The following is an 18,304-nucleotide window of genomic DNA, read 5'->3' as shown; positions in this document are numbered from 1 at the left end:
CAAGGAAGGCAGTGCTGTGCTCTAGCAGCTGATCCGTCCAGACACCGGAGAGTCATCCACCTATGCGTCCCCTGTTTTTCTGCCCGCTGGCCATCGCCGTCAGCATTGCCGTCGCGCCCGTGGCACCCGCCTTCGCAGCCCCGGCTTCCAGCGCCTCCGCACGCCAGGCCTATGCCCTGCCCGCAGGTCCGCTGGAGACGACGCTGATCGCCATCGGCCAGCGCAGCGGCCGGCAGGTCGCGTTTCTGCCCGACGACGTGCGGGGGCGCCAGGCCCACGCGGTGTCCGGCCAGTTGACCGCTGAGCAGGCGGCGCAGCAGGCGTTGCAGGGTAGCGGCCTGTCGCTGTCGGTCAGCGGCAATGGCGCGCTGCTGGTGCAGCCGCACACCGACGCCTTGACCTTGGGCGTATCGGACATCAATGCCAGTGCCGACCGCGAATCGGCCTACGGGCCGGTCTACGGCTATGTGGCCAAGCGCGGGGCCAGCGCGACCAAGACCGATACGCCGCTGATCGAGACGCCGCAGTCGGTGTCGGTGGTGACCCGTGCCGAGATGGACGATCGCAAGAGCGACACCTTGGCCGACGCCTTGGGCTACACCCCCGGATTCGTCAGCCAGCCCAATGGCTTCAGCCGGGTAGCCGACGACTACACCTTACGCGGTTTCAACGTCGGTTCAGGCACTGGGGGCATGCTGCTCGACGGCATGAAATTGCAGTCCAGCGTCTACGACGGCGGTATCGAGCCTTTCGGGCTGGAACGTGTCGAGGTGCTTAAGGGGGCGTCTTCGGTGCTGTATGGCCAGTTGTCGCCAGGCGGACTGATCAATGCGGTGAGCAAGCGGCCCACGGATATGCCGTTGCACCGGGTCAGTGCCGAGTACGGCAGCCACAATCGCCAGCAGTACACGTTCGACCTCGGCGGGCCGCTGGACGAGCAGGGCGAGTTTTCCTACCGGCTCGACGGTCTATGGCGCGACGCCGACACCCAGGTGGATCACATCGGCGATGACAAACGCTACATCGCGCCGTCACTGATGTGGAAACCCAACGACACCACCTCGCTCACCCTGCTTGCCAGCCACACCGAGGCCCTGACGGGGCTGACGCCGCCCTTGAACTACGGCATGACCACGTTCAGCCCCAATCCGGGGCGCAAGATCGGCCGCGACGATTTCGTCGGCGAGCCTGGCTACGACCATTTCAACAGCCGCATCGACACACTCGGGTACATCGTCGAGCATCAGGTCAGCGACGCCCTCAAGCTGCGTCACGCCTTGCGTTATTACCAGTCCAACGTGTCGTGGAATTACCTGCTGCCGTTCAGCATCAGCGGCGACCGGCTCAATCGCCGCTACAGCGAGCGCCAAGAGCGTTCCACTGGCTGGACCAGCGACAACAACGTGGAATGGACGCTCGACAGCGGTCGCTGGCAGCACCGCGTATTGGCCGGCATGGACTATTACCACAAGACTTATGACACCCACCGCCACATCAGTGCCACGGTGGCCCAACTGGCCCCCAGCCTTGATCTCTCCACCTTCGCCTACACCGGTGTAGGCAACAATACGGCCGCGGAGTCCGGCTGGGACATCCACAGCCGCCAGGTGGGTGTGTATCTGCAAGACCAGATCACCTTCGACGAACGCTGGGTCGTCCTGCTGGGCGGGCGCCAGGATTGGGCCGAGAGCCGCAACTACTCCTACGTCACAGGCGGCCGTACGCCACGCAGCGATCGCAAGCCCACCGGCCGCGTGGCCCTGTTGTACCTGTTCGACAACGGCATTGCGCCCTATGTCAGCTACAGCCAGTCGTTCCAGCCTGCCGATGTCGCCAATCCAGGCGTGGCGCAAACGTTCGACCCCATCGAAGGCGAGCAGTACGAGGTGGGCATCCGCTACCAGCCGCCTGGCAGCGGCACGATGCTCAGTGCGGCGGTCTATCAGCTGACGCAGACCAATGCCATCACCTACGACGCCCTCAACGGGCAGTACGAGCAGTATGGCAAGAGCCGTTCCAAAGGCCTGGAACTCGAAGTCAAGACCGACCTCACCGACGACCTCAGCCTGACTGCCGGCTACAGCTACACCGACGCCCATGTGCTGCAGGACAACGTGGTCAGCAACGTCGGCAAACGCCTCGAAGGGGTGCCGTACCACAATGCTTCGCTGTGGACCGATTACCGCCTTGCGGCATTCGGCTTGCCGCAACTCAAGGTCGGCTTGGGTGCGCTCTACACCGGTACCACGCGCACCACGCCGACCGTCACCGACCGCAAGATTCCGGCCTATACGCGCTTCGACGCGCGCATCAGCTACGACGTCGACGAGCATTGGCAGTTGGCTGCCAAGGCACAGAACCTGACCAACGCGTCCTATCTGTCGTGCACCACGTCGTGCCGTTATGGCGACGAGCGCAGTGTCATCGGGTCGGTCAGTTACCAGTGGTAAGGGGGCTGGCGAACATGGCTTTGTGAGACCTAAGAAGGCCGTGCACTAATGCCGGCCAGTTGAGCAATCAGGTCGATCATCGGCGATGGGCTGCAAAGCAGCCCCAGTTGACACGGTTTCGGCTTAACTGACTGGCCTTCGGCCTTGCAGTGACTGTCTTGATGCGCTGATCACCTCGCAGCGATGCCCCCAGCAGCGGGGGCATCCCAGATCAATCCGGGTGCCGTAGTGGGGCAGGGGCAGAGTCCGGCTTCGCCGCGAACCACCCAGGCCATGAGCTGCGATGCCGACTGCCCACCTCCACGCAGTCGATCAACGCTTCGCTCGCCAATGCCGCAACTCGATCCGCCTTGGCGGTGCGATAGCGCACGCTATGGATGCATTCGCGGTCGCCGAACTCGCAACGGTTAAGGCGTGTGCCGCCGCACGGGCCATTGGCCAGCCCTTTGGGGCAGGTCTCCGGGCACACGTACAGGGTTTGCTCCAGGCGACAGCGCCCGCAGGTGTCGCAGCCCACCAGCGGCCGCTTCGCCGCGCGTTCCAGGCGATGCAACCAGCGCCCGCCGTGCGCGCCTTGCCACAGCGGCCGGCGCACGAGCCAAGCGAACGCTCGGCTCAGTCGGGTCGTGCCGCCAAACACCTGATGATGGAGCGCCGAGAGCAGTCGGACCCGTGTCGCTTCCTTGAACGACGGCTTCACCTGTGCTTGCCCCAACGCCCAGTGGGCGCGCTCGGGGCGGAAGTCGACCGGTGCCACACCGGGCATATGCCAGGCCTCGTTCCAGGCCGCCTGCCACTGGGCCTGGTCGTCGATCTCGGCCTGGCAGGCCTGGATGGCTGCCTCCAAAGCAGTCATTTGCTCCAGTTCGTGCACGCCCGACAAATGCACGCCGGCGTAGCCGATGCGTTGCAGCTGTGTGATCTGCAACGCCAGGCGACGCAGGCTGCGGCCTTGCGCGAACGTTTTGGACACCTCGGCCTCGGCTTCGAGCATGCGCAGCATCGAGGCCGATACCGTGACCCCGGCCACGTGCTGGAGCATCTTGGCGCGGCCGTGGGTGACGGCGATCAGGCAGGCGATCAGCGGCTTGGGGGTCGGCTGGTCTTGCATCCACTGCCAGGCTTCGACGTGCTTGGCCATGTCGAAACCCAGTTGCAGGTCGAGAAAGTCCGCGCCGGCGCGCAGCTTCTTCGCCGCTTTGAAATACTGCGCGCCGCCTTCTTCCTCGTGGTACTTGAACGGGTTCAGCGCCGCACCCAGCAGCCAGTCCGGGCGGGCCTGGCGCACGATGGCCAAGGCTGCGACCGACTCCAGGTAACGCACCGGGTGGGCGCCAGGCTCGTGGCCTTGCAGGCGGTCGCCGGTCAGCACCAGCAACTGGTCGAGGCCGGCGGCGTCCATGCGTTCGAGCTGGGCCTGCAGGTCCTGGCGCTCGCGGTCCTTGCCGGAAAAGTGCAGCAGGGTCGGCACGGGGTGCGCCAAGCTGGCATGGGCTTCGAGCGGCGACAGGTCCAGGCGGCTGCCGACCCGGTCGCCGATCGACACCGTCATCGGCCAGCCGCACAGCTCGCGACGGCCCATCATGCTTGCCAGTGCGTCGAAGCGGGCGGCCGAGGGTTTGGGCACGAACTCCAGGATGCAGACGAAGCGGCCTTGTCGCAGGGCGGTCTTGAGGGTGGGCATGGCAGGTATCTCGAGCGATGCAGCGCTGAACCGGTAGGAAGGTGACGAAGCACCCGGCGAGGGTGCGTTGGCGGTGCGTGGCGACAGGTACCGATATGGCTACCTCGCCGCTCACGGCGCCTAGTGTGACGCATTGCGCCACGGCGCGTTGTCTCGCTGCGCAGAGCGCATTGCTGAACCCGACATCGGCTGCGGGCTATTTCTGACATTCCATGGCTATAGCCAAGTCGTTCGGGCAATCACGGCCATGCGAAGGCGGCCGTTTCAGTGCTCGGATCAGCCGCGAAGGCTGGCGCAGCAGGCCCACTGGCTAAGATCGATCGGGTCAGGTGCTTACCTCCGTTGGAGCAGCTTCAGCCGCGATGGCCGGCAAGGCCGGCCCAATTCAGCCACGGGAATCTGCTCGAAGAAAAGCGGTATCTCAACTAGGCCGACGCTGCCGGCCATCGCGGCTGAAGCCGCTCCAACGAGCGTTTTTGCGGGAAAATCTTGAAAGCGCGAAGACCACCGGTCGCCCGTACTTGCTGGTCGGCCAGACGGTCATGGTTCAAGGCTGTTCCTCCACTATGGTGGAAGTAGCTGCACCGAACACCTGTCGGCACTCATGCACATGCCAGTGCTGCGGGGCCAAGCCGATATCGCGCAACGTGGCGACCGGTCCTAGCGCGACAGATGCGCCCAGACCTTCAGCAAGTGCAGCGTCGTGCTCGCTGTACGTTGCGCCCAACCCAGGTGTCCTATCCTGCGGCGCACTGGCTACAGCGAGGTTTGGCGACATGTCTCTGATAGGTGTTTCAACGTTGGAACTGCGACAGATGATCGAGCAGGCGTGCCTGCCCGATCGCTGCGAAGTGTCCTGTCCAGATGGGGTCAGCCTGACCCTGCGCCTGGGCCAGGGTACGACCCTCGACGATTGCGTGACCCTCACCGGCGTACCGATCGACAGCTTGAACAGCTGCCGCGATGTAGTGGCGCTGGTCGGTCAACTGCGTGAGCAGCAGCGCCGGCAAGGCGCTGATACGGTGGCCCGCATCCATGCCTGAGGCCGGGGCGCCATGCTCCGGTCTCAGGCGATGGCTGACGTGGCCGGCCCTTTGTGCTCGACTCGCGTCGCTGGACCGTTTTTATAAGCACTGCGCCAGAAAACGCGCAGTACGGCTGTCTTCGCAGGCCGCGACCTCGTCAGGCGTACCCGTCGCAACCACACGACCGCCTTGGGTTCCGGCACCCGGGCCGATGTCGATCACCCAGTCGCTCTGCGCCACCACGCGCATGTCGTGTTCCACCACCAGCACGCTGTGTCCGGCATCGACCAGGCGGTTGAGCTGCACCAGCAGGCGGTCGACGTCTTCGGGGTGCAGCCCCGTGGTGGGCTCGTCGAGCACGTACAAGGTCGCGCCTCGCGCCTGCCGCTGTAGCTCAGTCGCCAGCTTGATGCGCTGCGCCTCGCCCCCCGACAGTTCCGTGGCCGGTTGGCCAAGGCGCAGGTAGCCCAGGCCGATGTCGGCCAGTACCTGCAAGCTGCGGCGGATGGCCGCTTGTTCGGCGAATACCTCCAGCGCCTGGCCCACGGTCAGTTGCAGGACGTCGGCGATGTTCAGGCCTTGCCAGGTCACGGCCAGCGTTTCGGGGTTGTAACGCGCGCCGTGGCAGGTCGGGCAGGGCGCGTAGACGCTGGGCATGAACAACAGCTCGACGCTGACGAAACCCTCGCCCTCGCACTGCGGGCAGCGACCCTTGGCCACGTTGAAGGAAAAGCGCCCGGCGTCGAACCCTTGGGCCTTGGCCTGTTCGGTGTTGGCGAACAGCTTGCGCACCGCGTCGAACAGCCCGGTGTAGGTGGCCAGGTTCGAGCGTGGGGTGCGGCCGATGGGTTTCTGGTCCACGTCCACCAGACGCTTGAGGTGTTCGATGCCCTGGGTGATTTCGCCCGTGCTGGGTAGCTCGGCGTCGTCTTCCAGGCTGGGCGTTTCGCCCTCGCTCGCCGCTGGGCCGCGGCCCAGTTGCGCCCCCACCAGCTCCAGCAACGCCTGGCTGACCAGGCTGGATTTGCCCGAACCGCTGATGCCGGTCACCGAGGTGAAGCAGCCCAGCGGTATGGCGACGTCCACCTGGTGCAGATTGTTGCGGGTGATGCCTTGCAGGTGCAGCCATTGCTCGGGCTGGCGCGGTGCGCGTGCAGTGTGCGTGTGTTCATCGAATACATAGGGGCGGGTGCGCGAGTCGGCGATGGCGGCCAGCCCTGCCGGCGGGCCGCTATACAGCACACGTCCGCCCCGTTCGCCGGCGTCGGGTCCGACATCGACCAGCCAATCGGCGCGACGCATGGTCTCCACGTCGTGCTCGACCACATACACCGAGTTGCCGGCTTCCTTGAGCCGCTGCAAGGCGCTGTACAAGGCTTCGCTGTCGGCCGGGTGCAAACCGGCCGAAGGTTCGTCCAGCACATAGATGACGCCGAACAACTGCGCATTGAGCTGGGTCGCCAGGCGCAGGCGCTGCAGCTCGCCCGACGACAGGCTCGGCGTGCTGCGGCCCAGCGACAGGTAGCCCAGGCCCAGGTCGAGCAGGCTTTGCAGGCGGGCCAGCAGCTCTTCGGCGATGCGTTGCGCGGCCAAGCGCTTTTCCGCAGAGAGGGCCGGTTCGTCCGAAGCCTGGTCGTTGCCTGCGGCGACCCGCCGTAATACCTCGCCCAGTTCGTCGAGGGTCAGTTGCGACAGCTCGGCGATGTCCAGGCCATCGAAGGTCACGTTCAGCGCCTCGCGCTTGAGCCGCTTGCCGTGGCAGGCCGGGCACGGCCCGGGGCGCATGAACTGCGACACGCGCTGGCGCATCTGCGCGCTCTGCGAGTGCATGAAGGTGTGCAGCACATAGCGCCGCGCACCGCTGAACGTGCCTTGGTAGCTGGGTTCGAGTTTGCGCGATAGAGCCGTGCGGATCTGTGCCGGGGTCAGCCCCGCGTACACTGGTACGGTCGGGGTTTCGTCGGTGAACAGGATCCAGTCGCGGGTCTTCTGCGGTAGGTCGCGCCAAGGGATGTCCACGTCATGGCCCAGGGTCACGAGAATGTCACGCAGGTTCTGCCCTTGCCAGGCCGGGGGCCAGGCGGCCACGGCGCGCTGGCGGATGCTCAGCGAAGGGTCGGGCACCAGGGTCTGTTCGGTGACTTCATAGACCCGGCCCAGGCCATGGCACTCGGGGCAGGCGCCTTGTGGGGTGTTGGCGGAAAAGTCTTCGGCGTAGAGCATCGCTTGGCCGTCAGGGTAGTGGCCGGCGCGCGAGTAGAGCATGCGGATCGAACTCGACAGCGTAGTGACGCTGCCCACCGACGAGCGCGCGCTGGGCGTGCCGCGCTGCTGCTGCAAGGCGACCGCCGGCGGCAGCCCTTCGATGGCGTCGACGTCCGGAACGCCGGCCTGGTCGATCAGGCGCCGCGCATAGGGCGCCACCGACTCGAAGTAGCGCCGCTGGGCTTCGGCATACACCGTGGAAAAGGCCAGCGACGATTTGCCCGAACCCGATACGCCGGTGAAGACCACCAGGGCGTCGCGGGGGATCTGCACATCGACGTTCTTCAAATTGTGCTCACGGGCACCGCGCACGTTGACGAAACCGGTGGGGGTGAAAGATGAGGGCGGTTTGGCGGGCATTGGGCGGTCCTGTAACGGCTGGAGGGCTGGCTGTGGCGGGCATGCCCCGAATCGGCCTGGTGGCTGATCGCAGGGTTAGCCGCTGCCGCACAGCGCCTGGCTATGGACCGTAGCCAATGCTTGCGGTTCGAAGCGCTACCGGTGGTGCAGGTTGCACAGCGACCGCGCGGTTTGGGTTCAGGCGTGGTTCAACGTCAGGGCGTGTTGCAAACGCTCGCGCATGGCCGTGCGTAGCGCATGGGGGCGCTTGATCCGTAGCGAACCGGCATGGGCCAGCAGCCAGGCCATGAGCTGGGGCTCGTCGCTCACCGTGGCCGCCACGTGAGCGCCGCCCTGGCTATCGCGCCGCAGTTGCATGTCGTCAGCCAAGGGCGCGTCGAGCAGTCGCTCGGCCAGGGCGGCATCCACCCACAGACACAGTTCGATTTCGCGTGAATGCGGTGCACGGTCGGTCAGGGTGATGGGCACGTGGCCGTGCAGGGTAGGGTCGGGCCGCAGATACCAGCCGAACGGCGTGCCTTTGTCGTTGCAACGCAGCGGAAACAACCCCGCCAGCTCGTTCAGGTCGCGCTCGATGGTGCGCTTGCTGGTGCTGTGGCCTGCCTCGGCAAGGGCACGGTGCAGATGGGTGGAAGTGGTCCCGGGGTGCTGGGTGGGCAACAGCTTGAGCAGTCGCCATTGGCGGGCGATGGTCTGTCGAGTGGAGTTGCTGGGCAAGGTCTGGTCCGGTGGTGGCACATGGCTATGCTTGTCAGCATAGCTCGCGTGCTCCACCGCGCCAAGCCTCGCGCCGCCAGAGGAGAGTGTTTGGCGGGAACCGCAAAGGCCTGGAATAGAGGCGGTGCGCCAGGGGAGTAGGGGCCTGGCGCATCGGCTTAGAAGGTGTACGACACCCCTGCCTGTACCGTGCGCGGAGCGCCGGGGTAGGCATACGTGTTGAACGCGCCTTCGTCATAGCCTTTGTTGAAGAGGTTCTTCACGTCCAGATTCAGGCGCACGTGTTCGTCGACCTTGTAGTAGCTGAGCAGGTCGACCACGCTGTAACGCGCCATGGTGTAGGTCTGCGCTTCGGTCTGGCCCTTGCGGTCGTCCACGTACTTGAGCCCCACGCCAAGGCCCAGGCCCTTAGCCATGCCGTCCTGGAACTCGTAGGTGTTGAGCAGGCTGAAGCTGTTGCGCGGGATGTTGGCCAGGCGCGTGCCGGTGGGCAGGCGGTTGTCTTTGGTCACTTGCGCGTCGACATAGGCATAGCCGCCGATCATGCGCCACTCGGGGGTGATGTTGCCGGCGACGTTGATGTCCAGGCCGCGGCTGCGCACTTCGCCGGCGGCGGTCTGGAAGGCGGTGTCCACCGGGTCCAGGGTCAGCACGTTTTTCTTGACGATGTGGTAGAGCGCGGCGTCGACGCTCAACTGGCCGTCCAGCGCTTCCCACTTCATACCCAGCTCATAGGATTTGCCTTCTTCGGGGTCGAAGCCGCCGCCTTCGCGGGCCGCGCCCGTGTTGGGCTTGAAGGAGCGTGCGGTGTTGGCATAGACCGCCAGCGTATCGGTCAGGTCGTAGATCAGGCCCAGCCGTGGGGTGACGGCGTTGTCGCTCTTTTCGAAGGAACGGGTGGCCAGCGCGTAGTCCTCGTTTTCGTTCTCGAAGCGCTCGAAGCGCAGCGCCGCCAGGGCCTTGAGGCGCTCGGTGAGGGCCACTTGGTCCTGGACGAAGAACGCCCAGGTCTTGAGGTTGGATGTGTCGTGGGTCGGCGTGCGTGTCAGCGCAGGGCGCGACTGGCCGAGCACCGGATTGTAGAGGTCGATGGGGTAGGCACTGAGCGATCCGGACGAACGCATGATGATCGACTTGTAGTCGTAGTCTTCGTATTCAACGCCGGTCAGCAGCGTGTGGGAAAACGAGCCAGTGTCGAAATGGCCGGTCAGGTTCAGCTGATAGTCGCGGTCGGTCCACTCCAGCTTGCGGTAGTTGAAGTTGCGTCCCAGGGTACGGTTGTCCGCTTGCAGGCCGTTGGCCTCCACGGCATTGCCCTTGAGCGTGCCGTCCAGCCATTGCAGGCCGCCGCCCAGGGTCCAGTCGTCGTTGAGGCGATGCTCGAAGCGCAATTGGGCCATGTCGTTGTCGTTGTGCAGCAGGTTGTCGCTGCCCTTTTCCCAGATGTACGTGTCGCGCGAGGCGCTGCCGGATTGGCGGGGGTAACGGGTCAGCCCGCGGTCGAGCGGGTGGTTGTTGCGCATGAAATCGCCTTCGAACACGATCTTCGTGCTGTCGTTGACCTGCCAGCTGAGCACCGGCGCCACGTCGTAGCGCTCGGTCTCGACGTCGTCGCGAAAGCTCTCGCCACCTTCGCCCAGCAGGTTCAGACGGTAGGCCAGGCTGCCGTCCTGGTTCAGCGCGCCGGTGGCGTCGAGGGTGGCGCGATGCATGCCTTGGTCGTCGATCTGGCTGCCCAGGGTGACCTTGGGCTCGGCCTGCGGCTGCTTGCTGACCACGTTGAAGGTGCCGCCGGGGTCGCCACGGCCATACAGGGCGCTGGCCGGGCCGCGCAGCACTTCCAGGCGCTCGACGGTGTTGGCGTCGGGGGCGTTGGGGTAGCCGCGGTTGGTGGGAAAGCCATTGCGGTAGTACTCGCCGGTGGTGAAGCCGCGCACGGTCACGGTGGTCAGGCCCTGGCCGCCGAAATTGTTGGCCCGGCCGACGCCGCCCGCGTAGTCCAGGGCGTCCTGCAGGCGGGTGGATGCGGTGTCTTCGACCACGTCTCTGGGGACCACGCTGACCGACTGCGCGGTCTCGTGCAGGGCGGTGTCGGTACGCGTGGCACTGGCCGAGCGGCTGGCCTTGTAGCCCTGCACCGGGCCATCGGCACGTTCGTAATCGCTGTCGGCGCTGATGCTCACGGCATCAAGCTGAATGTTGCCGGCCTCGACCGGCGGTTGTGCGGCCCAGAGCAGGGTGGGCGCGGCGGGGAGCAGGCACAGCGAAACGAGCGAACGGCGCATCGGGTGAGGTCCTGAAGCAATGAAAATGGGATAAAAATGCGACGCGATCTTATGTGGGAATTATTACCAGTTACAAGCTGTTTGGTGTGCCAGATATCGTTGCGCCGTCCTCTGTAGTTGGTCGTTAGGCGCCGTCGCCACACCGTCCCTGGCTTGACCTGCATGATGTCGAGCGGTTGCCGCTCAATCTCGCGGCGCGTACCATGCCTGGCAATCCTTCCAATAACAGTTTCTCGCCGGCGCCCCCATGGGCGGATGGCGTATTGCCCATTGCTGCGTTTCGGAGAACCCCACCTCGCCCATGAACGGTCCAATCCCTACCTCGATCCCTGCTCCGGTGGGCGGCGGCAGCTGGCTCAGCGTCATTGCGCTGGCCTTGGCCGCGTTCATCTTCAACACCACCGAATTCGTGCCGGTGGCCCTGCTCAGCGACATCGGCCGCAGTTTCGCCATGACCCCGGCCCAAGTGGGGCTGATGCTGACCATCTATGCCTGGGTCGTGGCACTGGCTTCGCTGCCGATGATGCTCATGACCCGCAACGTCGAGCGCCGGCGCCTGCTGACGGTGGTGTTCGTGGTGTTCATCGTCAGCCATGTGCTGTCGTGGCTGGCGCAGAGCTTCGCCATGCTGCTGGTCAGTCGGATCGGCATCGCCCTGGCCCATGCCGTGTTCTGGGCCATCACCGCCTCGCTGGCGGTGCGTGTGGCGCCGCCGGGGCAGCAGGCCAAGGCGCTGGGTTTGCTGGCGACCGGCACCACGCTGGCCATGGTGCTCGGCATTCCGCTGGGGCGAGTGGTGGGCGAAGCCCTGGGCTGGCGTATGACTTTCCTGGGGATCGCCGCCGTGGCGCTGGGCACCTTGCTGTGCCTGTTCAAGTCGCTGCCGTTGCTGCCCAGCCAGAATTCGGGTTCGCTGCGCAGCTTGCCGGTCCTGTTCAAGCGCCCGGCGCTGGTCATCACCTACCTGCTGGTCGCACTGGTGATCACCGCGCAGTTCACCGCCTACAGCTACATCGAGCCGTTCGCGCTGGACGTCGCCAAGATCGGCGGCGAACGCACCACCTTGGTGTTGCTGCTGTTCGGCGGCGCCGGCCTGTTCGGTTCGGTGCTGTTCAGCCGTTACAGCGAGCGCTTCCCCCATGGTTTCCTGCTGGGCGCCATCGGTTTGTTGGGCGCGTGCCTGCTGTCGCTGCTGCCGTTGTCGGGCAACTTCTATGCGTTCGCGGGGCTGAGCATGTTCTGGGGCATCGCCATCCTCAGCTTCAGCCTGTCGCTGCAGGCCAAGACCCTGAAGCTGGCCAGCGACGCCACCGATGTGGCCATGGCGCTGTTCTCGGGCATCTACAACATCGGTATCGGCGGCGGCGCCTTGCTAGGCAGCATCGTCAGCAGCCAACTGGGCGTGGCCAACATCGGCCTGGTGGGCGGTAGCGTGGCGGTGCTTGGGTTGCTGATCGCGGTGCTCAGCACCCGGCGCCTGACGCAAGCCGACATGGCCGGCGCCAAGTCGTAAGCCTTCACCCGATCGCACGCCCTCGCGGTTCACAGCAGGCTGAACCAGGCCGAGGCCAACAGCAGCCCCGCGAGGCCTCGGTTGAACCAGCGCAGCGCGCCTGGCGCCTGCAACCAGCGCGCGCTGCTGGCGCCCAGCCAGGCCCAGGCGGCCATGCACGGCAGCGCGACCAGCAGAAACACCACGGCCAGCAGCCATACCGGCAGTGTCGGACTGGCGAACACACCGATCACCGCCACCGCCATCCACCACACCTTGGGATTGAGCAACTGCAATCCCGCCGCAGCGCCCGGGCCGAACGTGCGGGCCTGGGCCTGTTCCAGCGGTGCGCTGGCGCTGCGCAACATCTGCACGGCCATCCAGCTCAGCCAGGCCACCCCTAGCCAACCTAGCCAGCGCTGCACTTGCGGCTGGCCCAACAGCCAATCGCCCAGGCCCAAACCCACCACCAGCACGATGCCTGCCGCCGCCGCGCAGGCGGCTAGCAGCGGCGTCAGGCTGGCGCGCCAGCCACGCCGGGCGGCATGGGCCAGAATCAGCAGGTTGGTCGGCCCGGGGCTGATGCTGGCGACGAAAGCGAACAGGGCGAAGGGCAACAAGGCGTGTGACATGGGCAGGGCTCCAGACGAATGCGAGCCCAGCGTGGCGTATGGGCGCCGCCTAGTCTGGAAGCTTTGTGCAGCGCTTGCGGTAGTCGGCGGGCGTCAGCCGGTAGGCGCGGCGGAACCAGCGGCCCAGATGGCTCTGGTCGGCGAAACCCAGACGCGAGGCGACATCGACCGGGGTATGACCGCGGGCCAGCAGAATGCGCGCCTGGGACAGGCGCAATTGAATCAGGTAGGCATGCGGCGCGATGCCGTAGGCGGCTTTGAACGCGCGGGTCAGCCGGTAGCGGTCGGTGCCGCAAGCGGCGGCCAGCTCGTCCAGGCCGATGTCCTGATGGGCGTGGGCATGCAGGTATTCCCGCGCACGCTGGGCGGTCAGCGGCAGGCGCGGGTCGGGGTGCAGGCGCTTGCGCCATTGCAAGTGCCGGGTGAGGGCAGCGAGCAGCTCGTCGCTGGCGGTCTGGCGCACGATGCGCAGTTCCCTGCCATGCAGCGCCTGGAACGCGCGCAAGGTGGCGCTGGCCAACAGCGGGTCCTGGCACAGGGTGTCGGCAAAGCCTGGCAGGGCGTGCTGCGGCACCTGCTCGAACACCGCATGCAGCTCACGCTCCAGCCAGTGGGGGTCGAGGTAGAGCATCGAGTAGGTGAAGCCGTCTGCCGTCGGCGCGTGGCCGTCGTGCAGCTCGCCGGGCTCGAGCAGGAACACCTGGCCGGGAGTGCTCTGGTGGCGCACGCGGCGGCAATTGAACTGCTGCACGCCCTGTTCGGTGACACCTACCAGAAAGCTGTCGTGGAAATGCGGGTCGTAGGCGTGCCCGACGAAGTGCGCACGAACCGACTCGATACCGGTGGCGGCGTCTTGGTTGAGGTCGATCCAGTTGCTCATGGGCGTCTCCAGGGCGCCGGGTTCAAGGGAGAAGCAGCACTCGACAGGTGCGAATCCGGACGCCACTTCACTGCTGGCAGGCAAGCGCGCAGACGATGCCTGAGGTGCGATGGGCTGCGCTTGGCCTGACCGCGCTCACAGCCTAACCGCCGTCGGTCGGTTGCGTCTGGAACGTCTGTGCAACCCTGAAGCCCGCGTTCATTGCAGCCCACCCGCGTCGGCCAAGGCCAGCGGGTGCAGCGCGCGGAAATGCTGCGCTTCCTCCACCAACCAGTCGTGCACCGCCCGCGCGCCCGGCTGCAACAGCCCGGCCTGGGAGTACAGCAGCACATAGCGTTTGTGGTTGGGGATCGGCACGCCGAACGGCACGATCAGCGCGCCGCGCTCCAGTTCGTCGTTGAGCAGCGTACGGCGGGCGATGGCCACGCCTACGCCGGCGATGGCGGCCTCGATGCTCAGGTGGTTGCGGTTGAAGGTATGGCCGCGGCGCACATCGAGCCCGCCCGCACCGATACCGTCCAGATAGAACTCCCATTCGGCGTATTCCGAGCTGCCGCGCCAGGCGGTGATGTCATGCAGCAAGGGGTAGTGCATCAGGTCCGCCGGGCCATGCAGGGGCGGGCGGCCGCGCAGCAGGGCCGGGGAACAGACCGGGAAGATCTGCTCGTCGAGCAAGGGTGTGGAGAGCATGCCCGGGTAGCTGCCGTCGTTGAGGTCGATGGCCAGGTCGAATTCGCTTTGGTCCAGCGCCTGGCTGCTGTCTTCGGCCACCAGTCGCAGCTCGATGTCCGGATAGCGCTGCTGGAAGCGCGGCAGGCGCGGTGTCAGCCATTTCGCCAGAAACGAGGGGATCGAGCGCAAGCGCAGGGTGCCGCGGATTTCCCCGGCGTCCAGGCGCAACAGCTCGGCCTCGATGCTGCCGTAGGCATCGCTGACGGTCTGCGCCAGACGCTGGCCTTCGGCGGTGAGTTCCACGCCACGGGCACGGCGCACGAACAGCCGAAAGCCCAGGCGCTCTTCGAGCAGGCGCATCTGCTGGCTGACGGCGCCGGGCGTAATGTGCAGCTCTTGCGCGCAGCGGGTGAACGACAAATGCCGGGCGGCACAAGCGAACACATGCAGCCAGACATACACCTGGCCATTCAACTGCCCCTTCATTGTTTAGTCCTGCTAAAGGCTTGGTTAGGAATTTTCGTTGGTCATTGTAGGCACTGCGGAACACCATAGGCTCCAACAACAGCAAACATCTACGTTCCGCAGGCTCCGTGCGTTAGCCCCAGGGCGTCGCACCGCGAGGTATTAGCATGGCTATCAGTGTATTCGACCTGTTCAAGATCGGCATCGGTCCTTCCAGCTCTCACACCGTGGGGCCGATGCGGGCCGCCGCCACGTTCGCCCAGGCGCTGCGTGCAGCCAACCTGCTGGAACAGGTGACACGGGTCGAAGTACGCTTGTATGGCTCGCTGTCGGCCACGGGTGTCGGCCATGCGACCGACCGCGCTTGCCTGCTCGGCCTGATGGGGCAATGGCCCGATCAGATCGACCCGCACAGCATCGAGCCGCGCATCGCGCAACTGCATGAGGAGCGCTGCCTGATGCTCGACGGCAGCCGGCCGGTGGATTTCGACTATGCCCGCGACATGCGTCTGCTCGACGAAAGCCTGCCGTACCACCCCAACGCCATGACGATCGAGGCATGGCAGGGCGAGCAGAGCCTGCTGAGCCAGACCTATTACTCGGTCGGCGGCGGTTTCATCGTCGAAGAAAGCGAGATCGATGCGCCGGCCAGCACCGACAACCAGGTCGAGCTGCCCTATGAGTTTTCCTCCGGCGCCGAGTTGCTGGCCTTGTGCAAGACCTACCACCTGAGCGTCAGCCAACTGATGATGGCCAACGAGCGCGCCTGGCGTTGCGAAGAAGAGATCCGCGCAGGCCTGCTGAAGATCTGGGCCGCCATGCAGCAGTGCGTGGAGAACGGTCTGCACAACGAAGGCATCCTGCCCGGTGGCCTGAAGGTCAAGCGCCGCGCCGCCAAGCTGCACCGCAGCCTGCAGGAAATCGGCAAACCCAACGTCATCGGCTCGACCCTGAGCGCGATGGAGTGGGTGAACCTGTTCGCCCTGGCCGTCAACGAAGAGAACGCCGCCGGCGGGCGCATGGTCACCGCGCCCACCAACGGGGCGGCCGGCATCATCCCGGCGGTGTTGCACTACTACATGAAATTCAACCCCGGCGCCTGCGACGACGACGTGGTCAACTTCCTGCTGGCGGCTGCCGCAGTGGGCATCCTGTGCAAGAAGAACGCTTCGATTTCCGGTGCGGAAGTCGGTTGCCAGGGGGAGGTGGGTTCGGCCTGTTCCATGGCCGCCGCCGGTCTGGCCGACATCCTCGGCGGCACCCCGGCGCAAGTCGAGAACGCCGCCGAGATCGCCCTGGAACACAACCTGGGCCTGACCTGCGACCCAGTAGGCGGCCTGGTGCAGGTGCCGTGCATCGAGCGCAACGCCATTGCCGCCGTCAAGGCCATCAACGCCGTGCAGATGGCGCTGCGCGGCGACGGCGAGCATTTCATCTCCCTGGACCGGGTGATCCGCACCATGCGCGACACCGGCGCCGACATGCATGCCAACTACAAGGAAACCTCGCGGGGTGGCTTGGCGGTGGCGTTCGTCGAGTGCTGAGCAGTTCTGCTGTGACGAAAAATGGCGCTTGGGCGCCAGTATCAGTCAGTTGAGCCAAAGCCGTGCTATTGGGGCTTCTTTGTAGCCTCTCGCGGCTGAAGTTGCTTCAACAGAGTAGGAGTCACCCTGTGGGAGCGGCTTTAGCCGCGATGGGCCGCAAAGCGGCCCCTATTGCTCAACTGACTGATACTGGCGCCCAGGCGCCGTTTTTTGTAGCCAGCGGGATCAGACCACCACACCCTGACTGCGCAGGTAATCGTCGTAGGTGCCGCTGAAATCGACCACGCCTTCGGGCGTCAACTCGACGATCCGAGTTGCTAGCGAGGAGACGAACTCCCGGTCGTGGCTGACGAACAGCAACGTGCCGGGGTAGTTCTCCAGCGCAAGGTTCAGCGCTTCGATCGACTCCATGTCCAAGTGGTTGGTGGGTTCGTCCATCACCAGCACGTTTGGCTTTTGCAGGATCAATTTGCCGAACAGCATGCGCCCCTGCTCGCCACCGGAGATGACCTTCACCGATTTGAGGATCTCGTCGTTGGAGAACAGCATGCGCCCCAAGGTGCCGCGGATGACCTGCTCGCCGCTGACCCACTGACCCATCCAGTCGAACAGCGTCACGTCGTCTTCGAAGTCGTGCGCGTGGTCCTGGGCGTAGTAACCGACCTCGGCGCTGTCGGTCCACTTCACCGCGCCGGCGTCCGGCTTCAGTTCACCGACCAGGGTGCGCAGCAGGGTGGTCTTGCCGATGCCGTTGGGGCCGATGATCGCCACGCGCTCGCCGGCCTCGACGGTGAAGCTGAAGTCCTTGAACAGCACCTTGTCGTCGAACGACTTGGCCATCTTCTCGACCACTACCGCCTGGCGGTGCAGCTTCTTGGTCTGCTCGAAGCGGATGAACGGGCTGACCCGGCTCGATGGTTTGACCTCGGCCAGCTGGATCTTGTCGATCTGCTTGGCGCGCGAGGTGGCCTGCTTGGCTTTCGAAGCGTTGGCCGAGAAGCGGCTGACGAAAGTCTGCAGCTCGGCGATCTGTGCTTTCTTCTTGGCGTTGTCCGACAGCAACTGCTCGCGCGACTGGGTGGCGGCGGTCATGTACTCGTCGTAGTTGCCTGGGAACAGGCGCAGCTCGCCATAGTCCAGGTCGGCCATGTGCGTGCACACGCTGTTGAGGAAGTGCCGGTCGTGGGAAATGATGATCATGGTGCTGTTACGCGCCGTCAGAATCGTTTCCAGCCAACGGATGGTGTTGATGTCCAGGTGGTTGGTCGGCTCGTCGAGCAGCAGCACGTCCGGGTCCGAGAACAGTGCCTGGGCCAGCAGCACACGCAGCTTCCAGCCAGGCGCCACTTCGCTCATCGGGCCGAAGTGCTGTTCCAGCGGAATGCCCAGGCCGAGCAGCAGCTCGCCGGCGCGGGACTCGGCGGTGTAGCCGTCCATTTCGGCGAACTCGGTTTCCAGTTCGGCGACGGCCATGCCGTCTTCCTCGGTCATTTCCGGCAGCGAGTAGATGCGCTCGCGCTCGGCCTTGACCTTCCACAGCGGGCCGTTGCCCATGATCACCGTGTCGACGACGTTGAATTCTTCGTAGGCGAACTGATCCTGGCGCAGCTTGCCCAGGCGGGTGTTGGGCTCGAGCATGACCTGACCGCCGCTGGGCTCAAGGTCGCCGCCGAGGATTTTCATGAAGGTGGACTTGCCGCAGCCGTTGGCACCGATCAGGCCATAGCGGTTGCCGTTGTTGAATTTGACGGAGACGTTTTCGAACAGGGGCTTGGAGCCGAACTGCATGGTGATATTAGCGGTGGAGATCAATTGCCTTACCTATCAGTAACT

General features: G+C 65.3%; 12 protein-coding genes. 4 read left to right on the top strand and 8 right to left on the bottom strand.

Annotation, left to right across the window (positions count from 1 at the left end):
* Positions 1–62: 62 nt before the first annotated feature.
* Positions 63–2,450, top strand: coding sequence for a TonB-dependent siderophore receptor (locus B4M43_RS16010; protein WP_296268457.1), 2,388 nt, complete (start codon positions 63–65; stop codon positions 2,448–2,450).
* 211 nt (positions 2,451–2,661) lie between these two features.
* Here the strand turns inward: B4M43_RS16010 and B4M43_RS16005 are convergent, their stop codons facing one another.
* Positions 2,662–4,134, bottom strand: coding sequence for a methylenetetrahydrofolate reductase C-terminal domain-containing protein (locus B4M43_RS16005; protein ID WP_296268456.1), 1,473 nt, complete (start codon positions 4,132–4,134; stop codon positions 2,662–2,664).
* Between the two features lie 776 nt (positions 4,135–4,910).
* Between B4M43_RS16005 and B4M43_RS16000 the strand changes: the two genes are divergently transcribed.
* Positions 4,911–5,177: a DUF1652 domain-containing protein gene (locus B4M43_RS16000; protein ID WP_296268455.1), complete on the top strand. Its 267-nt coding sequence runs from the start codon at positions 4,911–4,913 to the stop codon at positions 5,175–5,177.
* An 81-nt stretch (positions 5,178–5,258) separates the two neighbouring features.
* On the opposite strand, the gene uvrA is transcribed toward B4M43_RS16000, so the two are convergent.
* The 3 genes from uvrA to B4M43_RS15985 form a co-directional block, all read right to left on the bottom strand.
* Complete coding sequence (gene uvrA / locus B4M43_RS15995) at positions 5,259–7,784, bottom strand: excinuclease ABC subunit UvrA (RefSeq protein WP_296268454.1); 2,526 nt, start codon at positions 7,782–7,784, stop codon at positions 5,259–5,261.
* 177 nt (positions 7,785–7,961) lie between these two features.
* Positions 7,962–8,501: a WYL domain-containing protein gene (locus B4M43_RS15990; RefSeq protein WP_296268453.1), complete on the bottom strand. Its 540-nt coding sequence runs from the start codon at positions 8,499–8,501 to the stop codon at positions 7,962–7,964.
* A 158-nt stretch (positions 8,502–8,659) separates the two neighbouring features.
* Positions 8,660–10,786, bottom strand: coding sequence for a TonB-dependent siderophore receptor (locus B4M43_RS15985; protein ID WP_296268452.1), 2,127 nt, complete (start codon positions 10,784–10,786; stop codon positions 8,660–8,662).
* A 301-nt stretch (positions 10,787–11,087) separates the two neighbouring features.
* Here B4M43_RS15985 and B4M43_RS15980 point away from each other — a divergent pair, with 301 nt between their 5' ends.
* Positions 11,088–12,299 carry a sugar transporter gene (locus tag B4M43_RS15980; protein WP_296268451.1) on the top strand — a complete coding sequence of 404 codons (1,212 nt, stop codon included), beginning with the start codon at positions 11,088–11,090 and terminating at the stop codon, positions 12,297–12,299.
* 29 nt (positions 12,300–12,328) lie between these two features.
* Here B4M43_RS15980 and B4M43_RS15975 read toward each other — a convergent pair whose 3' ends face one another.
* The 3 genes from B4M43_RS15975 to B4M43_RS15965 all read right to left on the bottom strand — a co-directional run bounded on the left by B4M43_RS15975 (position 12,329) and on the right by B4M43_RS15965 (position 14,948).
* A complete protein-coding gene (locus B4M43_RS15975; RefSeq protein WP_296268450.1) occupies positions 12,329–12,910 on the bottom strand; it encodes a LysE family translocator in 582 nt (193 codons plus the stop codon).
* Between the two features lie 49 nt (positions 12,911–12,959).
* Positions 12,960–13,790: an AraC family transcriptional regulator gene (locus B4M43_RS15970; RefSeq protein WP_296268449.1), complete on the bottom strand. Its 831-nt coding sequence runs from the start codon at positions 13,788–13,790 to the stop codon at positions 12,960–12,962.
* Positions 13,791–13,988: 198 nt separating this feature from the next.
* Positions 13,989–14,948, bottom strand: a complete 960-nt coding sequence (locus B4M43_RS15965; RefSeq protein WP_296268448.1) for a LysR substrate-binding domain-containing protein — start codon at positions 14,946–14,948, stop codon at positions 13,989–13,991.
* Positions 14,949–15,094: 146 nt separating this feature from the next.
* Between B4M43_RS15965 and B4M43_RS15960 the strand changes: the two genes are divergently transcribed.
* On the top strand, positions 15,095–16,471 hold the full coding sequence (locus B4M43_RS15960; protein WP_296268447.1) for an L-serine ammonia-lyase: 1,377 nt from the start codon (positions 15,095–15,097) through the stop codon (positions 16,469–16,471).
* A 225-nt stretch (positions 16,472–16,696) separates the two neighbouring features.
* On the opposite strand, the gene B4M43_RS15955 is transcribed toward B4M43_RS15960, so the two are convergent.
* Entirely contained in the window at positions 16,697–18,283 is a 1,587-nt protein-coding gene (locus tag B4M43_RS15955; protein ID WP_296268446.1) for an ABC-F family ATPase, read from the bottom strand.
* Positions 18,284–18,304: the final 21 nt, after the last annotated feature.

The organism is Pseudomonas sp. UBA6562 (assembly GCF_002434265.1).
GTDB lineage: Bacteria > Pseudomonadota > Gammaproteobacteria > Pseudomonadales > Pseudomonadaceae > Aquipseudomonas.
The sequence above is the reverse complement of the archived record's forward strand: the minus strand, read 5'-3'. Positions and strand labels throughout refer to the sequence as shown.